Below are 15,665 nucleotides of genomic sequence, written 5' to 3' on the forward strand. Positions count from 1 at the left end.
TAAATGGCTACTCATAAAAATCAGGAGAATGTCGCAGCGTCTTCCACTGTTCGGAGTCGTGGCCATAAACGACAAGTGCCGCTCCTTCCCTTGCCGCCACATCGGCGATTTTCTGGGTGCTGCGCCGGATCGCAGCTTCATCATCCATATCTGTCATGAATATCTCACGGGTCGACGCGTCCGACATCGAGTGCGCCATGACAGCATCGGCTGCAAGCACCACATTGCCAAACGTTGGAAGGCGAACCAGGACAGACTGATGCCCTGGCACATGCCCACTCGTGTCCAGCAGCACGACGCCCGGAACAAGCTCGACATAGCCATCGACGAGCCGGTACTTCAATGAGGGGTGATCCCAGGCCGATCTATTGGCGGAAAAGCGCGCATGTCCACTTTTGGCGAGATCGTAATGAACGCGCTGGATGATAGACTCTGCGCCCGGAAAAAGATCATGATTACCCGAATGATCGTCATCGAGATGGGTACAAATGACATAGTCCACATCCGAGGGCGCGAGACCGATCTGTGCCAAACGAGCCAGAACCGTGTCTTCCTGAGATATCTCAATCGACAAACCGGGTGGATCTCGAGGATTGTCGACAAAGGAACGCGGCCATCCCGTATCGACAAGAATGACGATACCCTCAGGCGTTTGGATCAGATAGGCTGGGACCGGGACATCTCCCGGCTGCATTGTACCAAGATGAAGAAGAAAAAGCCGCACGATATTCGCTCCTCGGCGAAGCCGTTGCAGATGAAGGGAGTATGATCCTTCACCTATCGGTCCGCAGATTTGTTTCGATGAAGCATGACCTTCTTCCAGAGAAGTCAGGCTGTATTGAACAAATCGGACAGCTCATTCAAAGATAGTAGGACAGCGGAGGCACATTCTGCGCCTGACCGAAATAGCGCTCCATTTGCTGATCGGAAGTCTCAGCGTAGGCGCCAGGAGTAAGGTTTAGCCGCCGACGCCACTGCCTGATCTGGTGGCTCTGGTCGCTATACCCCTCGAGTGAACTCTTCCCGCCCCTTTGAACCTCACTCAGGCTATGGTGAAGCCGTTCAATATCCGCGACCTGTTTGGGTGCGACTCCGATATGCCGCACAAACAATCGGTGTAACTGTCGGGAACCCATACCCACATGTTGAGCGGCAGCCTCCACGAGGCCTCCCGCGCGGATCACATCATACGCGACGGCAAGCTGCCGACTTTCGAAGGAAGAAGAACCCTTGTTCATTCTCCGGACAATCCACCCGTCCAGAACCGATGCAATTCGTTGAGACGTCTGACCTTCACCAATACTGGATTTCAGCACTCGCGCGGACGGATCACCGAACACATCGGAGAAATCCAGCAGCCTGTCCGCGCTGCCGATACCCATATTCGGAAACAGGCGAACAAAGCCTTTGATCGTCAGCATCATCATGACGAATCTCGTTCCGGAGACAGACTTCCAGGCGCGCGCTTGTGTCTGAAGCCCAAGCAGCGACACATCGGGCACCGTACCACCCTCCGCAAGCATATTGGGGCGCCCCATATTGATGGACAATACGGCCAGCGGGATCGGACTTGTGCGGATGAGATCGCGAGAATATCGACCGGTTAAATCTTCGATAAACCAGTAGGAATGAACGACAGACTTGAGACTGTCAGTAGGAGAAACGATCTCAAGCAAGGCAAAACCTTTTACATCGTGTTGGGCCGAACGGTGTAGACGCATCCTGCTGAAACGCGACCAAGGTGGTTCCCAAGACTGAACGAGACCTTCCTACTCGATGTCGACTTCGTGCCGTGATCTGCAACCATATCGTAAGGCACGCAGCTTGATTTTCTCAAGACCTGAAGTGACATTCAGAACGATATTGCACGTCATAACGCATAGAAAGGACGCGCATGAGAACCTCCATAGTCTCCCACAAAATTGCGCTGAACGTCTCATTATGGAATCGGGCATTGATAGTGTTAGCGTTCTTGGTGTCATTCTCCTGCAGCGCTCAAACAACAGAGCAAAAAGTTGAACATGTACAGGCAGCCCTCCTGCTAAAATCGTTGAAGGAACCTTTGATCGGGGAAGCTATTTGCGCACGCCGAGGAAAATGCGACCTGATATCGAGGCCGGACATTGGGATCACGGTAAGCGTCGACCTCTTGCGTCCAGAGGATGGCGAAGCACACAAATTGTATGTCAGCTGCCCTTTGCCGTGTTCGTTCAACACGGGCAGAGACTCGATCGGTTTTCGGGACCAAAGAGCTTTCGATCTTTTTGAAGGCGAGAACAACGATACCAGAGTTCAGTTGGTCCTGCGTCCACGAAAAAAAATTGGCGAAATATCTCTTATCCTTGGACGGACCGAGGCACTTCAAAGGCCGCCTATCTGAATGGTAGGTCGAAACTCAGCCAGCCAGGCAAATATCCTCTTTCATTCGCCTAAAAACCTTCCTTCACTTTCGCGCGATTGAATGACTGACGCCTGTTGTTTGCCGTAAATCAGGATCATATCATACGAACCTGCCTCATCCTGCACATCCCGTGCGGCACCTGTTTCTCAGGAGATTTTGATGCCCGTCTATCGCCCTCCCCGGATCGCCTCCACCGAAATCACGCCGCGTGGCGTCTATCTCTCAAGGCGCAACTTTCTTGGCACGGCGGCGGGGCTCGCGGCCATTGGGTTGACAGGTCGCGAAGCGGTCGCAGCGCCGCTGACGGCGAAGCCCGGGGCCTACAAGCTTGATGAACAGCTGACGCCTCTCGATGCCGTCACCAGCTACAACAACTTCTACGAATTCGGCGTCGGCAAGTCCGATCCGAAGGAAAACGCGGGCAAGTTCAAACCGACACCCTGGACGGTGAAGGTGGACGGCCTGGTCGGCAAGCCGAAGGAGTTCGGGCTTGAAGAGCTGATGAAGTTTGATCTCGAAGAACGCCCTTACCGCATGCGCTGTGTCGAGGGCTGGTCGATGGCGATCCCGTGGATCGGCTTCCCGCTGGCAACTCTGCTGGATAAGGTCGAGCCACTTGGCAGTGCAAAATTCGTCTCCTTCGAGACCGTTGTTCGCCCTGATGAGATGCCGGGACAGAGCGGGCTCTTCCAGCCACTTAACTGGCCCTATGTCGAAGGCCTTCGCCTCGACGAGGCCCGCCATCCACTGACCATCCTGGCGGTCGGCCTCTATGGCGAGACCTTGCCAAACCAGAACGGTGCACCGATCCGCCTTGTGGTCCCGTGGAAGTACGGCTTCAAGGGCATCAAGTCGATCGTTCGCATTTCGCTGGTGGAAAAGCAGCCCGAAACAACCTGGAAAAATTCAAACGCACGCGAATATGGCTTCTATTCCAACGTCAATCCAAACGTAGACCATCCCCGCTGGAGCCAGGCCACCGAGCAGCGCATCGGCGAAGGCGGCTTCTTCAGTGTCAAGAACCGGCCGACCCTGATGTTCAACGGTTATGAGGACGTTGCGAGCCTCTATACCGGCCTGGACTTGAAGGCGAATTACTGACATGGCATTCGCCCTGCCCCTGCCTTCATTGGCCAAACGCTACCAGCCCGCTGCCATCTGGGCGCTCTACCTTCTCGGCCTCTGTCCCGGTCTCTGGTATTTTTACCTGGCCGCGACGGGCGGGCTTGGCTTCAACCCCGTCAAGGATTTCGAGCATCTGCTTGGCATCTGGGCTTTGCGCTTCCTTTGCCTCGGCCTGCTGGTGACACCATTGCGCGACCTTTTCAACATCAACCTGATTGCCTATCGACGCGCGCTCGGCCTGCTGGCCTTCTATTATGTGCTGGCGCATTTCGCCGTTTACCTCACGCTCGACCGTGGGCTTATCTTCAGCTCCATCGTCGGCGATATTCTCAAGCGTCCCTACATCATGTTCGGCATGGCAGGATTGGCGATGCTTCTGCCTCTGGCTCTGACCTCCAACCGCTGGTCCATCCGCAAGCTGGGCTCGCGCTGGAACACGCTGCACAAACTCGCATATCCGGTGCTCATCGTCGCCCTTCTTCATTTCGTCCTGGCACGCAAGAGCCTGACGCTGGAGCCGGCATTCTATATCACCCTTACCGTCCTCCTGATTGGCTATCGTTTCATCCGGCCAACAATCATGGCACGGCGCAGAGCACGCAAAGCCGCTACAGCCTCTCGAACTGCCGCGTGACAGCGGCAGCCATTCCGATACCGGCTAAATAACAAACGATGTTCCATGGCGAAAACACGCGACCCAGCAGCAAGGTGCCGGTCGCCGTGTCGCGGAATGCATCCAGCGCCGGGAAATGCACCAGCCTCAACAACTCCACAGCAACAGAGAAGCAGCACGCAACAGCGATGATGAAAAGCCGCGTCCTGTAGTTCACAAAGAGCAGCACCGCCAGAAGATAGACCATAGCGCCCCACAACACCGAACCGCCATATTTGACAACGATGAACGGCAACCCGATCGTGTATCCGTAACGCCGCAACGCCAATCCTGCCAGAATGACGAGGATGAGGCTTGACAGGAGCAGCAGTCGGGACGCGTAAAATTTGCCGCTATCGATCATCATCATTCTGCTTCACGCCGATTCCCTCACCCCAAGTCGCCCAGTCGGTAAACAGGAGCTTGCACTTTGGTATCCGATACAATGTTTCCGGCAACACGCCTGTCATTTCCTGGATCATTATCTTTGCGATGCCCGGCCTTGGGGAAGCTTGAGCGGCGTAAAGCGCTTCGTCATCGAATTTCTCTATTTCGGCCTGAAGAATGCCAGAGCCTGCTTGTTTGCCGGGCTATTCTTCCTGTCAATCTTTGTGGTGCCGCGTGCAGGGCTATTTGGCGTGCCACGCTACGATGTCCTTCTCGTCATCGCATTGACGATCCAGATCTTCATGATCTGGAGCAAGCTCGAGACGCTCGATGAGGCGAAGGCGATCTTTCTCTTTCATATTGTTGGCTTCGCGCTGGAATTGTTCAAGACATCCGGCAGCATTCAATCATGGTCATACCAGGACTTCGCATATAGCAAAGTCTTCGGTGTACCTTTATTCTCAGGCTTCATGTACGCAGCGGTCGGTAGCTACATCATTCAAGCATGGCGGCTGTTCGACCTGCGAATTCGCCATCATCCACCTTACTGGATGGCAACGCTAATCGCACTTGCGATCTACGCCAACTTCTTCACACATCACTATATCGGCGATTATCGCTGGTATATCGCTGCCTGTGCGTTAGGCCTCTATGCCCGTACCAGCGTCACCTATCGCCCCTATGACAAGGATAGAGAGATGCCACTGCTTCTCTCCTTCATCCTCATCGGCTTCTTCGTCTGGCTGGCGGAAAACATTTCTACCTTCTTCGCCATCTGGAGCTACCCCAACCAGCTAGGCGCATGGTCAGCCGTCAGCCTCGGTAAATGGAGTTCATGGTCCCTACTTGTTATCATGACGTTCACCATCGTCTGCCATTTGAAACATATTAAACATCGAATCTTCATCCCGGAGTAGAAACTCCGCTTTGGCCCGCACCTGAAGATATGGTTTCCTGTCAAAAATCCTATGAGAAACGACAATTTACAGATCTCTAGATGACGTTTATTGTTCCGTCGTCTGCCATATGACAGTCGCCGACATGACGTCGTGAAGATATGCGTGATGACCACGAAACGTTCTGCCTCTCTTGAAAGGAACTGGCGTTGCGTATTGGTATGTTCATTCTTCTGGCAAGCCTGTCCGCGTCCCCGGCTCTGGCGGCATCCACCATTAAACCTGGCCCATCCGAAACCGATTACATGTTCCAGTGCGGTGCAACCTTCCTCATCAATGCCCACGCGTTGAACGACGGTCCCAAATCCGCCAAGGCAAGAGCGCAGGCCAAGGACTATGAGAGCAGGTTTAACAAACTTGCTGCGATGGCGGAGGCATCCTTTGAAGAGAACAGGATGTCGAAATCGGAAGCACTTACTTACTTGCAGAAGCACGTCGACACCATGTCCGCGATCTTCGCCAAAGACCCCGACTCCATGAAGCGCTTCGTCACGATGTGCGACGCGCGTTTTCCAGCCAATCAGTAGGGTGATCAAGCATCCCGTGGATGGAGTACCAGGGAATTTCGCAATAGCCGCACAACGAAGGTGCGCAGCGATAGTAGCATCGGTACGAGCTTGCTACATGGTCTCATGAGCAGATGAGCAGAACTGATGGCGCTGGGCGTCATATTACGCCCGAGGACATCGCGCAATCTTCCGGCCTTAGCAAGCCCCTTTCCCAAAAAATGGAGAGTGTTTTCACGCCGCCTTTGGACCTGTTAACCGCCACGGCTCAAAGTCTGCCTGCACGAGCCCGTGTGGCCGGACGCAATCCGCGTTGTTGTCATACTCGCAGCTAGGAGCGGACTTGAGGCGCAGCGCGCGAACTTGGGAGTTGTGCGGCATTTCGAACCGGTCTTCCAGCAGCCGCCCGCCGTCGACGAACCACTTTACGCACTCGACGAAACAAGCAAAAAAAGCCGGGTGATCGCTCACCCAGCTCTTCAATTCTAAATGCTTAAGCGCGAAGCTTATGCAGCTTCGGCAGCAGCCGTCTCAGCAGCAACGCGAGCCTTGTCGGCTGCGCCCTTGGCGTCAACATCGCGCTCGACGAATTCAACAACAGCCATAGCTGCGTTGTCGCCCTGGCGGAAACCGGCCTTCATGATGCGGATGTAGCCACCGTTACGGTTTGCGTAACGAGCTGCAATCGCGTCGAAGAGCTTACGGACGGCGTCCTGGTCCTTGATCTGCGAGATGGCCTGACGACGAGCGTGCAGGTCGCCGCGCTTGCCGAGCGTGACAAGCTTTTCCACGATCGGGCGAATTTCCTTCGCCTTCGGCAGAGTGGTGACGATCTGCTCATGGGTGATGAGCGAAGCAGCCATGTTGGCAAACATTGCCTTGCGGTGGCTGGCGGTTCTATTGAGCTTGCGGCCTGAATTTCCGTGGCGCATTGCTATTCTCCTTTAGTGCAGGTTCCCTATCCGGTCCTGCCGTTTCCTGGCACATGCAGACGACTGGTCTGCTGTTTGACGGGGAAAGGCAGTCTTTGAGGGCCTGCCTTTTCTTTGTTAGTACTGGTCTTCGTAACGCTTAGCGAGATCTTCAATGTTCTCTGGCGGCCATGCAGGCACTTCCATGCCGAGATGCAGGCCCATGGAAGCGAGAACTTCCTTGATTTCGTTGAGCGACTTGCGACCGAAGTTCGGCGTGCGAAGCATTTCCGCTTCGGTCTTCTGGATCAGATCGCCGATGTAAACGATGTTGTCGTTCTTCAGGCAGTTTGCCGAACGAACAGACAGCTCGAGCTCGTCGACCTTCTTGAGAAGTGCCGGGTTGAACGCCAGTTCCGTAACCGATTCTTCTTCTGCTTCCTTCTGCGGCTCGTCGAAGTTGACGAAGACGCCAAGCTGGTCCTGAAGAATGCGAGCGGCAAAGGCAACGGCGTCTTCACCGGAAACCGAACCGTTGGTCTCGATCGTCATGATCAGCTTGTCATAGTCGAGAACCTGGCCTTCACGGGTGTTTTCCACCTTGTAGGACACTTTCTTGACCGGAGAATAAAGGCTGTCCACAGGGATGAGGCCGATCGGGGCATCTTCCGCGCGGTTACGCTCTGCAGGCACATAGCCCTTGCCGTTGTTGACGGTGAATTCCATACGGATTTCAGCGCCATCGTCGAGCGTGCAGATAACATGGTCTGGGTTCAGGATCTCGATGTCGCCAACCGTCTGGATATCGCCAGCGGTCACGGCACCTGGACCCTGCTTGCGCACGACCATGCGCTTGGAGTCATCGCCGTCCATCTTGATGGCGATTTCCTTGATGTTGAGCACGATATCCGTCACATCTTCCCGAACTCCGGGGATGGAGGAGAATTCATGCAGAACGCCGTCGATCTGCACGGCCGTTACAGCAGCGCCACGCAGAGACGACAGGAGTACGCGGCGAAGCGCGTTGCCGAGCGTCAGACCGAAACCACGCTCCAGCGGCTCAGCAACGAGCGTTGCCTTGGTGCGGCTGGAGGACGTGAACTCGACCTTGTTCGGCTTGATCAGTTCCTGCCAATTCTTTTGAATCATCTTTAAACCTTCCGTTCGCCGCCACCATCCAATCGTGGCGGACCGAGCATGATCACCGAGAGGAACCGCCAAGGTTCATCGGAGGGTTTCAAGCGTAAGCACACCGGCCACGCCGGCAACCACACGCCGATTACGCGAAAATTCCGCCAAACCGATGGAAAGGCGGAACCTCCAGACAGAACGCGTTAGACGCGGCGCTTCTTGCGCGGGCGGCAACCGTTGTGCGGGATCGGCGTCACGTCGCGGATGGAAGTGATGAGGAAACCGGCAGCCTGCAGAGCGCGAAGTGCGGACTCACGACCCGAACCCGGACCGCAAACCTCGACCTCAAGCGACTTCATGCCGTGTTCCTGAGCCTTCTTAGCGCAATCTTCAGCAGCGATCTGGGCAGCGAACGGGGTCGACTTACGCGAACCCTTGAAACCCTTTGCACCGGCAGACGACCAGGCAATAGCGTTGCCCTGTGCGTCGGTGATGGTGATCATCGTGTTGTTGAAGGTCGAGTTGACGTGCGCTACACCCGACGTGATATTTTTGCGTTCGCGACGGCGTACGCGTGCGGCTTCCTTGGCCATGATAGTCCTTTCATTGATCTCTTCACCGCCGTAACACCAGCGGCTACACCGGCACTCAACCCGCTTGCGAGCATCGCACCAAACTCAGAAAGGCTGGCGCGGTTCGCACCAGCCTCCCCTTCCGCATAAACGGAAAATTACTTCTTCTTGCCCGCGATAGCCTTCGCCGGACCCTTACGGGTGCGAGCGTTGGTGTGCGTGCGCTGACCGCGAACCGGAAGGCCGCGGCGGTGGCGCAGGCCACGGTAGCAACCGAGGTCCATAAGACGCTTGATGTTCATCGCGGTTTCGCGACGAAGATCACCCTCGACCTGATAGTCGCGGTCGATGGTTTCGCGGATCTGAAGGATTTCAGCATCCGTCAGCTGATGAACGCGCTTGTCGGCTGCGAGACCGACCTTGTCCATGATTTCCTGCGCGAATTTCGGACCGATCCCGTGAATATAGGTCAAAGCGATAACAACGCGCTTAGCCGTCGGGATGTTGACGCCAGCGATACGTGCCACGTCTATTCTCCTTGCGTTCCAGTTGCCATCCGGCAAGTGGTGCTTCCATTTGAGCGGCACGATGCTGCCGCCAGTTCAAATTCCTGTTCGTCACAAGTCAAAACGACCGAACCCGGATCTTCCTTCCCTAAAGGAAAATCCGCGCCAGTCGCTTGGGTTGTCGCGAGTTGGCGCGGTGTTTAACGGAATCGGTTCAAAAAAGCAACCGGCCCCGCCAAGATTCTTTAGATCCGCGCGGCAGAAGCTGCCGGGCTGTTGTCCTTTTCCAAGGCGCCAGCGATTGCGGCGGTCACCGCATCCACATCGGCCATGCCGTCCAGCACAACGAGTTCGCCTTGCTCACGGTAATACTCGGAAAGGGGCGCAGTCTTCTCGCGATATTCGGAGAGGCGCTTGCGGAATGCTTCCGGATTGTCGTCCGAGCGAACGGTGCCGCCCGCCGCAACCGTTTCGGCAACGCGGTTTTCGATTCGGCGCACCAGCGCCTCCTCGTCGACCTTGAGCTCGATGACCGCATCCAACTGAATATTCTTCTGCTGCAGGTTCTCGCTCAGAGCCTTGGCCTGCGGCACGGTGCGCGGGTAGCCATCGAGAATGAATCCATTCGCACAGTCAGCCTGCTCGATCCGCTCGGACACGATCTGGTTGACGATATCGTCCGACACGAGACCACCGGCATCCATCACCGCCTTGGCGCGCTTGCCGATGTCCGTTCCAGCAGTGACAGCCGCACGCAGCATATCGCCGGTGGAAAGCTGCGGAATGCCGTACTTGTCCGTCAGACGCTTGGCCTGTGTTCCCTTGCCTGCACCTGGCGGTCCCAAAAATATCAGTCTCATCGTCCCCTCTTTCCTCCACGCAGTTTCGATTTCTTGATCAGCCCCTCATATTGCTGAGCAATCAGGTGGCCCTGGATTTGCGCAACAGTATCCAGAGTTACACTGACTACGATCAAAAGCGAAGTACCACCAAGGGCTAACGGTATGCCTGTACGGGCAATAAGTGTCTCAGGAAGGATACAAACGAAGACAAGATAAATGGCGCCGACGACCGTGATGCGTGTCAGCACGTAGTCAATGTACTCTGCGGTGCGCTCACCCGGACGAATGCCGGGAATAAAGCCGCCGTGCTTCTTCAAGTTATCTGCCGTGTCCTTCGGATTGAACACGATCGCCGTGTAGAAGAAGGCAAAGAACGCGATCAGCAGGCCGTAGAACAGCATGAAGAGCGGTTGGCCGTGCTGGAGAGACGCAATAATCGTCGTCGCCCAGGACGGAAGGTTCGTGCTGTTGGTAAAGCCCGCAGCCGTCGCTGGCAGGAGCAGCAGCGAAGACGCGAAGATCGCAGGGATAACACCGGCAGTGTTCAGCTTCAGCGGCAGGTGCGACGTATCGCCCTGGAACATGCGGTTGCCGACCTGACGCTTCGGATACTGGATCAGAAGACGGCGCTGGGCGCGTTCGACGAAGACGATCAGCGCGATCACCAGGATTGCGACGACAACGACGGTGAGAATCAGCGTCGTGGAAAGCGCACCGGTACGGCCAAGTTCCAGAGTACCGGCCAGAGCCTTCGGCAGACCTGCAGCGATACCCGCGAAGATGATCAGCGAAATACCGTTACCGATACCGCGCGAGGTGATCTGCTCGCCGAGCCACATCAGGAACATCGTGCCGCCAAGCAACGTGAGGACGGTGGAGACGCGGAAGAACAAACCCGGATCGACAACGAGGCCAGCACCGCTTTCGAGACCAACGGCAATGCCATACGCTTGGAGCGTACCGAGCAGGACCGTGCCGTAGCGGGTATACTGGTTGATGATCTTGCGGCCTGCTTCGCCTTCCTTCTTCAACGCTTCCAGCGACGGCACGACAGAGGTCATCAGCTGCACGATGATCGAAGCGGAGATGTAAGGCATGATGCCGAGCGCGAAGATCGCCATGCGCTCGACGGCGCCGCCCGCAAACATGTTGAAGAGACCGAGAATGCCGTTCGCCTGACCGCGAAATGCCTGGGCATAGGCTTCCGGGTTCAGACCGGGAAGCGGAATATGCGTGCCGAGGCGATAGACGAGAAGTGCGGCAAGGGTAAACCAGAGGCGCTTTTTCAGATCTTCAGCCTTGGCGAAGGTCGAAAAATTCAGGTTTGAGGCCAGTTGTTCCGCTGCTGAAGCCATAAAATTCTCCGCATGACCCTATCCAGCAGCACGGTGAACGGCGTCTCCGGCAGGGTCCATAAAGATACTGGTTCAAAAACCGGGCTTCGGACGGAAAGCGACTGTCACGCCGCAATCATGCCTCACCCTTGTTTTCGTATGTCCTATCCCCTCCCCCAAGGGAGTTCAAGAACTGTGAGGCTCTCACTTGCGCTGCATGCTGCGGCATTTTGAGCGCGAGACATGCGAGATCGCAATGAGTCGCTGCGCATTTCCGTCAAATCGATTAGATTTTCAAAGACTTACGTAGCGTAAAGAGAAACGCCCGGGGCGAAACACCCCGGGCGTTCAGACATCATATATTACTCGGAAGCTTCCGGCGCAACAACGAGAAGCTTGATGGAGCCACCAGCCTTCTCGATTTTTTCAAGCGCAGGCTTGGAAGCGCCTGCGACTTCGAAAGCCACCTTTGCCGTCAGCTCGCCGTCGGCCAGGATGCGCACGCCGTCCTTCGGACGACGGATCACGCCAGCAGCCTTGAGCGCAGCGGCATCGACCGTTGCCTTGGCGTCGAGCTTGCCAGCATCGATCGCGGCCTGAACGCGCCCGAGCGAAACGGTCACGTATTCGGAAGCGAAGATGTTGTTGAAGCCGCGCTTCGGCAGACGACGGTAGATTGGCATCTGACCGCCTTCGAAGCCGTTGATGGCAACGCCCGAACGAGCCTTCTGACCCTTGACGCCGCGACCACCGGTCTTGCCCTTGCCGGAGCCGATACCGCGACCTACGCGGATACGATCCTTGGTGGCGCCTTCGTTGTCTCTGATTTCATTGAGTTTCATGATAGGTTCCTCCGTCTCACTTCTCGTCTACGACGCGAACGAGATGCTGGACCGCACGGATCATGCCACGAACAGAAGGCGTATCTTCCAGCGTGCGCTGACGGTGCATCTTGTTAAGACCCAGGCCGATCAGCGTCTGACGCTGGATCTCCGGGCGGCGATTTGGGCTGCCGATCTGTTCAACCGTAACAGTCTTCTTGGCTTCAGTTGTATTCTTGGCCATGATCCAGATCCTTACTCTTCAGAAGCGACGCCGGATGCGACGCGACGTGCCTGAAGGGTTGCATACTTCAGACCGCGCTGAGCAGCGATGTCCTTCGGATGAACCTGATGCTTCAGAGCGTCGAACGTTGCGCGAACCATGTTGTACGGGTTCGAAGAGCCCGTGGACTTGGCAACAACGTCGTGAACGCCGAGCGTTTCGAAAACAGCGCGCATCGGACCACCAGCGATGATACCGGTACCAGCCTTGGCGGAGCGAAGCAGAACCTTGCCTGCGCCGTGGCGACCGTTGACGTCGTGGTGCAGCGTGCGGCCATCGCGCAGCGGAACGAAGATAAGATCGCGCTTGGCAGCTTCAGTTGCCTTGCGGATTGCTTCTGGAACTTCACGAGCCTTGCCGTGACCAAAGCCAACGCGGCCCTTCTGGTCGCCAACGACGACGAGAGCGGCGAAGCCGAAACGACGGCCACCCTTAACAACCTTTGCAACGCGGTTGATCGCGACCAGCTTGTCGACGAATTCGCTATCGCGTTCTTCGCGGTTCTGGCGATCGTCGCGAGAACCTCTTTTTTCCTGTGCCATTGTCCTTTTCCTTTTTCTTTTCCGGTATCGAACGGCAAACGAAAGTAGGCCCTCCGGCTCCATTGCTGAAGTCCGGTTGGCCCGGTGAAAATCCACCCGGTGCGCCATGCGCCCGGGTGGATAAAGTCTTAGAAGTTCAGACCGCCTTCGCGGGCAGCATCTGCCAGGGCCTTGACGCGGCCGTGATAGATGAATGCACCACGGTCGAATACGACATCCTTGACGCCAGCCTTGCCAGCGCGCTCGGCAACCAGCTTGCCAACGACGGCAGCAGCCGCAACGTCAGCGCCGGTCTTCAGCGACGAGCGCAGATCGGCTTCAAGCGTGGAGGCAGACGCGAGCGTCTTGCCTGCAACATCATCGATGATCTGAGCGTAGATGTTCTTCGACGAGCGATGAACCGACAGGCGCGGGCGACCGTTAGCAACCGCCTTGAGCTGGCGGCGTACACGGTTCGCACGACGTGCAAGTGCTTCTTTCCTGCTAGCCATTTCGCGAGTTCCTTACTTCTTCTTGCCTTCTTTGCGGACGATCCGTTCTTCAGCGTACTTGACGCCTTTGCCCTTGTAGGGCTCGGGACCACGGTATTCGCGGATTTCCGCGGCAACCTGACCGACCTGCTGCTTGTTGATGCCGGAAACGATGATTTCCGTCGGCTTCGGCACGGCGATGGTGATGCCCTGCGGCGGCTCGTAAACGACGTCATGCGAGAAACCGAGAGCCAGCTGCAGGTTCTTGCCCTGCATGGCGGCACGGTAACCGACGCCGTTGATTTCGAGCTTGCGCTCGTAGCCATCCTTAACACCCTTGAAGATGTTCTCGATCATCGTGCGGGACATGCCCCACTTGGAACGAGCTTCCTTGGTGTTATTGGACGGCTGTACCGAAACGCCGTTGTCTTCCAGCTTGAGCTGGATATCGTCATTTGCGACGAAGAACAGTTCGCCCTTCGGACCCTTGGCAGTAATCTTCTGGCCTTCAACGTTGGCCGTCACACCTGCGGGAACCTGAACGGGCTTCTTACCGATACGAGACATATTTCTATCCTGTCTGTCCGTTACGGAGATCCTTGCTCGGCCTTAGAAGACCGAGCAGAGAACCTCGCCACCAACGTTCTGTTCGCGAGCCTGGTGATCGGCCATCACGCCCTTCGGGGTCGAAAGGATGGTGATGCCGAGGCCGTTCGCGACCTGCGGAATGGACTTGACCGAGACATAAACTCGGCGGCCCGGCTTGGATACGCGGCCGATCTCACGGATCACCGACGCACCTTCGTAGTACTTCAGCTCGATGGTGAACTCGGACTTGCCGTTTTCAAATTCGACCTTGGAATAACCGCGGATGTAGCCTTCAGCCTGCAGCACGTCGAGAACGCGTGCGCGGAGGCTGGAAGCTGGTGTGCTAACCGAAGACTTGCGACGGGAAGCACCATTGCGGATGCGGGTGAGCATATCACCCAAAGGATCAGTCATGGTCATGTGCCCGTCTCCTTACCAGCTCGACTTGACAATGCCCGGCACCTTGCCGGAATTGCCCAGCTCACGAAGCGCGATACGCGACATCTTGAGCTTGCGATAAAACGCGCGCGGACGGCCCGTTACTTCGCAGCGGTTGCGGATACGCGTCTTCGAGCCGTCACGCGGCAGCGAAGCGAGCTTCAGAGTTGCCTGGAACCGCTCTTCGATCGGAAGGGACTGGTTCATGACGATGGCCTTGAGGGCGGCACGCTTGCCGGCCTGGGAGGCAACTGTCTTGCGGCGGCGCTTGTTCTTTTCAACTGCGCTTGTTTTCGCCATATCGGAGTTCCTTTTCTACGCTCGTCGTTACGGTTACTGACGGAACGGGAAGTTGAACTCTGTCAGAAGAGCCCGTGCTTCGTCGTCGGTCGGAGCCGTCGTGCAAACGATGATGTCCATGCCCCACATCTGATCAACCTTGTCGTAGTTGATTTCTGGGAACACAATGTGCTCCTTGATGCCCATGGCGAAGTTGCCACGGCCGTCAAAGCTCTTCGGGTTCAGGCCCCGGAAGTCGCGAACGCGCGGAAGCGCGATGTTGACCAGACGATCAAGGAATTCGTACATGCGTGCGCCGCGAAGAGTAACCTTCGCACCGATTGGCATGCCTTCGCGAACCTTGAAGCCAGCAATCGAGTTGCGGGCGCGGGTTACGACCGGCTTCTGACCTGCAATCGCAGCCAGATCGCCCGCAGCAACCGTGGGTTTTTTGGAGTCGGCAGTCGCCTCACCCACACCCATGTTGATCACGATCTTATCCAGCTTCGGGATCATCATGACGTTAGCGTAGGAGAACTTCTCCTGCATGGCGCCGCGGATACGGTTGACGTATTCCGTCTTGAGACGCGGTTCGTACTTGGTCTCAGCCATCGATGACTTCTCCCGAACGCTTGGCCACACGGACCTTCTTGCCTTCTACAACCTTGAAGCCAACGCGGGTCGGCTTGCCATCCTTATCGGCGATGGCAATGTTGGAGATGTGCAAGGATGCTTCCTTGTTGATAATGCCGGCTTCCTGGCTCTGGGTCTGGCGCTGGTGACGCTTCACCATGTTGACGCCACGCACAACAGCACGGTCTTCCTTCGGCATTACCTGGATTACTTCGCCGGTACGGCCCTTGTCCTTACCGGTCAATACGACAACCTTGTCGCCTTTACGAATCTTCTGCATCGCTCGTG

The 15,665-nt window shown here is 56.4% G+C and carries 22 protein-coding genes; 4 read left to right on the forward strand and 18 right to left on the reverse strand.

Annotation, left to right across the window (positions count from 1 at the left end):
* Positions 1-7 precede the first annotated feature (7 nt).
* Entirely contained in the window at positions 8-724 is a 717-nt protein-coding gene (locus QE408_RS17015; RefSeq protein ID WP_306933210.1) for an N-acyl homoserine lactonase family protein, read from the reverse strand.
* 136 nt (positions 725-860) lie between these two features.
* Complete coding sequence (locus QE408_RS17020) at positions 861-1,676, reverse strand: helix-turn-helix domain-containing protein (protein WP_306933212.1); 816 nt, start codon at positions 1,674-1,676, stop codon at positions 861-863.
* 884 nt (positions 1,677-2,560) lie between these two features.
* Here QE408_RS17020 and msrP point away from each other — a divergent pair.
* Positions 2,561-3,502 carry a protein-methionine-sulfoxide reductase catalytic subunit MsrP gene (gene msrP, locus QE408_RS17025; protein ID WP_306933214.1) on the forward strand — a complete coding sequence of 314 codons (942 nt, stop codon included), beginning with the start codon at positions 2,561-2,563 and terminating at the stop codon, positions 3,500-3,502.
* Position 3,503: 1 nt separating this feature from the next.
* Complete coding sequence (gene msrQ / locus QE408_RS17030; protein ID WP_306933215.1) at positions 3,504-4,160, forward strand: protein-methionine-sulfoxide reductase heme-binding subunit MsrQ; 657 nt, start codon at positions 3,504-3,506, stop codon at positions 4,158-4,160.
* On the opposite strand, the gene QE408_RS17035 is transcribed toward msrQ, so the two are convergent.
* A complete protein-coding gene (locus QE408_RS17035; RefSeq protein ID WP_373465563.1) occupies positions 4,135-4,548 on the reverse strand; it encodes a ribosomal maturation YjgA family protein in 414 nt (137 codons plus the stop codon). The two genes, msrQ and QE408_RS17035, sit on opposite strands and share 26 nt — an antisense overlap.
* Before the next feature lie 70 nt (positions 4,549-4,618).
* On the opposite strand from QE408_RS17035, the gene QE408_RS17040 reads away from it, so the two are divergent.
* Positions 4,619-5,482 (forward strand): DUF817 domain-containing protein, encoded by an 864-nt coding sequence (locus QE408_RS17040; RefSeq protein ID WP_444876276.1) that lies wholly within the window; start codon positions 4,619-4,621, stop codon positions 5,480-5,482.
* 188 nt (positions 5,483-5,670) lie between these two features.
* Positions 5,671-6,048 carry a hypothetical protein gene (locus QE408_RS17045; RefSeq protein WP_306933217.1) on the forward strand — a complete coding sequence of 126 codons (378 nt, stop codon included), beginning with the start codon at positions 5,671-5,673 and terminating at the stop codon, positions 6,046-6,048.
* Positions 6,049-6,533: 485 nt separating this feature from the next.
* Here the strand turns inward: QE408_RS17045 and rplQ are convergent, their stop codons facing one another.
* From rplQ to rplX, 15 genes are all read right to left on the reverse strand, one after another.
* Complete coding sequence (gene rplQ, locus QE408_RS17050; protein ID WP_062427518.1) at positions 6,534-6,959, reverse strand: 50S ribosomal protein L17; 426 nt, start codon at positions 6,957-6,959, stop codon at positions 6,534-6,536.
* Positions 6,960-7,076: 117 nt separating this feature from the next.
* Positions 7,077-8,087 (reverse strand): DNA-directed RNA polymerase subunit alpha, encoded by a 1,011-nt coding sequence (locus tag QE408_RS17055; RefSeq protein ID WP_003495228.1) that lies wholly within the window; start codon positions 8,085-8,087, stop codon positions 7,077-7,079.
* Between the two features lie 185 nt (positions 8,088-8,272).
* Positions 8,273-8,662 (reverse strand): 30S ribosomal protein S11, encoded by a 390-nt coding sequence (gene rpsK, locus QE408_RS17060; protein WP_062427519.1) that lies wholly within the window; start codon positions 8,660-8,662, stop codon positions 8,273-8,275.
* Between the two features lie 137 nt (positions 8,663-8,799).
* A complete protein-coding gene (gene rpsM, locus QE408_RS17065) occupies positions 8,800-9,168 on the reverse strand; it encodes a 30S ribosomal protein S13 (RefSeq protein ID WP_306933224.1) in 369 nt (122 codons plus the stop codon).
* Positions 9,169-9,392: 224 nt separating this feature from the next.
* Positions 9,393-10,007 (reverse strand): adenylate kinase, encoded by a 615-nt coding sequence (locus QE408_RS17070; protein ID WP_306933226.1) that lies wholly within the window; start codon positions 10,005-10,007, stop codon positions 9,393-9,395.
* Entirely contained in the window at positions 10,004-11,344 is a 1,341-nt protein-coding gene (gene secY / locus QE408_RS17075) for a preprotein translocase subunit SecY (RefSeq protein ID WP_306933228.1), read from the reverse strand. The genes QE408_RS17070 and secY overlap by 4 nt, the downstream gene beginning before the upstream one ends.
* Positions 11,345-11,685: 341 nt before the next feature.
* The gene (rplO, locus tag QE408_RS17080) at positions 11,686-12,165 is read right to left on the reverse strand and encodes a 50S ribosomal protein L15 (RefSeq protein ID WP_306933230.1); all 480 of its coding nucleotides are present in this window, start codon (positions 12,163-12,165) and stop codon (positions 11,686-11,688) included.
* Between the two features lie 16 nt (positions 12,166-12,181).
* Positions 12,182-12,388, reverse strand: coding sequence for a 50S ribosomal protein L30 (gene rpmD, locus QE408_RS17085; RefSeq protein WP_062440744.1), 207 nt, complete (start codon positions 12,386-12,388; stop codon positions 12,182-12,184).
* Between the two features lie 11 nt (positions 12,389-12,399).
* Positions 12,400-12,969, reverse strand: a complete 570-nt coding sequence (rpsE, locus tag QE408_RS17090) for a 30S ribosomal protein S5 (protein WP_027677412.1) — start codon at positions 12,967-12,969, stop codon at positions 12,400-12,402.
* 128 nt (positions 12,970-13,097) lie between these two features.
* On the reverse strand, positions 13,098-13,460 hold the full coding sequence (gene rplR / locus QE408_RS17095) for a 50S ribosomal protein L18 (protein ID WP_062427526.1): 363 nt from the start codon (positions 13,458-13,460) through the stop codon (positions 13,098-13,100).
* Between the two features lie 12 nt (positions 13,461-13,472).
* Positions 13,473-14,006, reverse strand: a complete 534-nt coding sequence (gene rplF / locus QE408_RS17100; RefSeq protein WP_062427527.1) for a 50S ribosomal protein L6 — start codon at positions 14,004-14,006, stop codon at positions 13,473-13,475.
* A 42-nt stretch (positions 14,007-14,048) separates the two neighbouring features.
* Positions 14,049-14,447, reverse strand: a complete 399-nt coding sequence (rpsH, locus tag QE408_RS17105; protein ID WP_306933236.1) for a 30S ribosomal protein S8 — start codon at positions 14,445-14,447, stop codon at positions 14,049-14,051.
* 12 nt (positions 14,448-14,459) lie between these two features.
* The gene (gene rpsN / locus QE408_RS17110) at positions 14,460-14,765 is read right to left on the reverse strand and encodes a 30S ribosomal protein S14 (protein WP_062427529.1); all 306 of its coding nucleotides are present in this window, start codon (positions 14,763-14,765) and stop codon (positions 14,460-14,462) included.
* Between the two features lie 33 nt (positions 14,766-14,798).
* Positions 14,799-15,356, reverse strand: a complete 558-nt coding sequence (rplE, locus tag QE408_RS17115) for a 50S ribosomal protein L5 (RefSeq protein WP_062427530.1) — start codon at positions 15,354-15,356, stop codon at positions 14,799-14,801.
* A complete protein-coding gene (gene rplX, locus QE408_RS17120) occupies positions 15,349-15,657 on the reverse strand; it encodes a 50S ribosomal protein L24 (RefSeq protein WP_062427531.1) in 309 nt (102 codons plus the stop codon). The genes rplE and rplX overlap by 8 nt, the downstream gene beginning before the upstream one ends.
* Positions 15,658-15,665: the final 8 nt, after the last annotated feature.

The organism is Agrobacterium larrymoorei (assembly GCF_030819275.1).
Lineage (GTDB): Bacteria > Pseudomonadota > Alphaproteobacteria > Rhizobiales > Rhizobiaceae > Agrobacterium > Agrobacterium larrymoorei_B.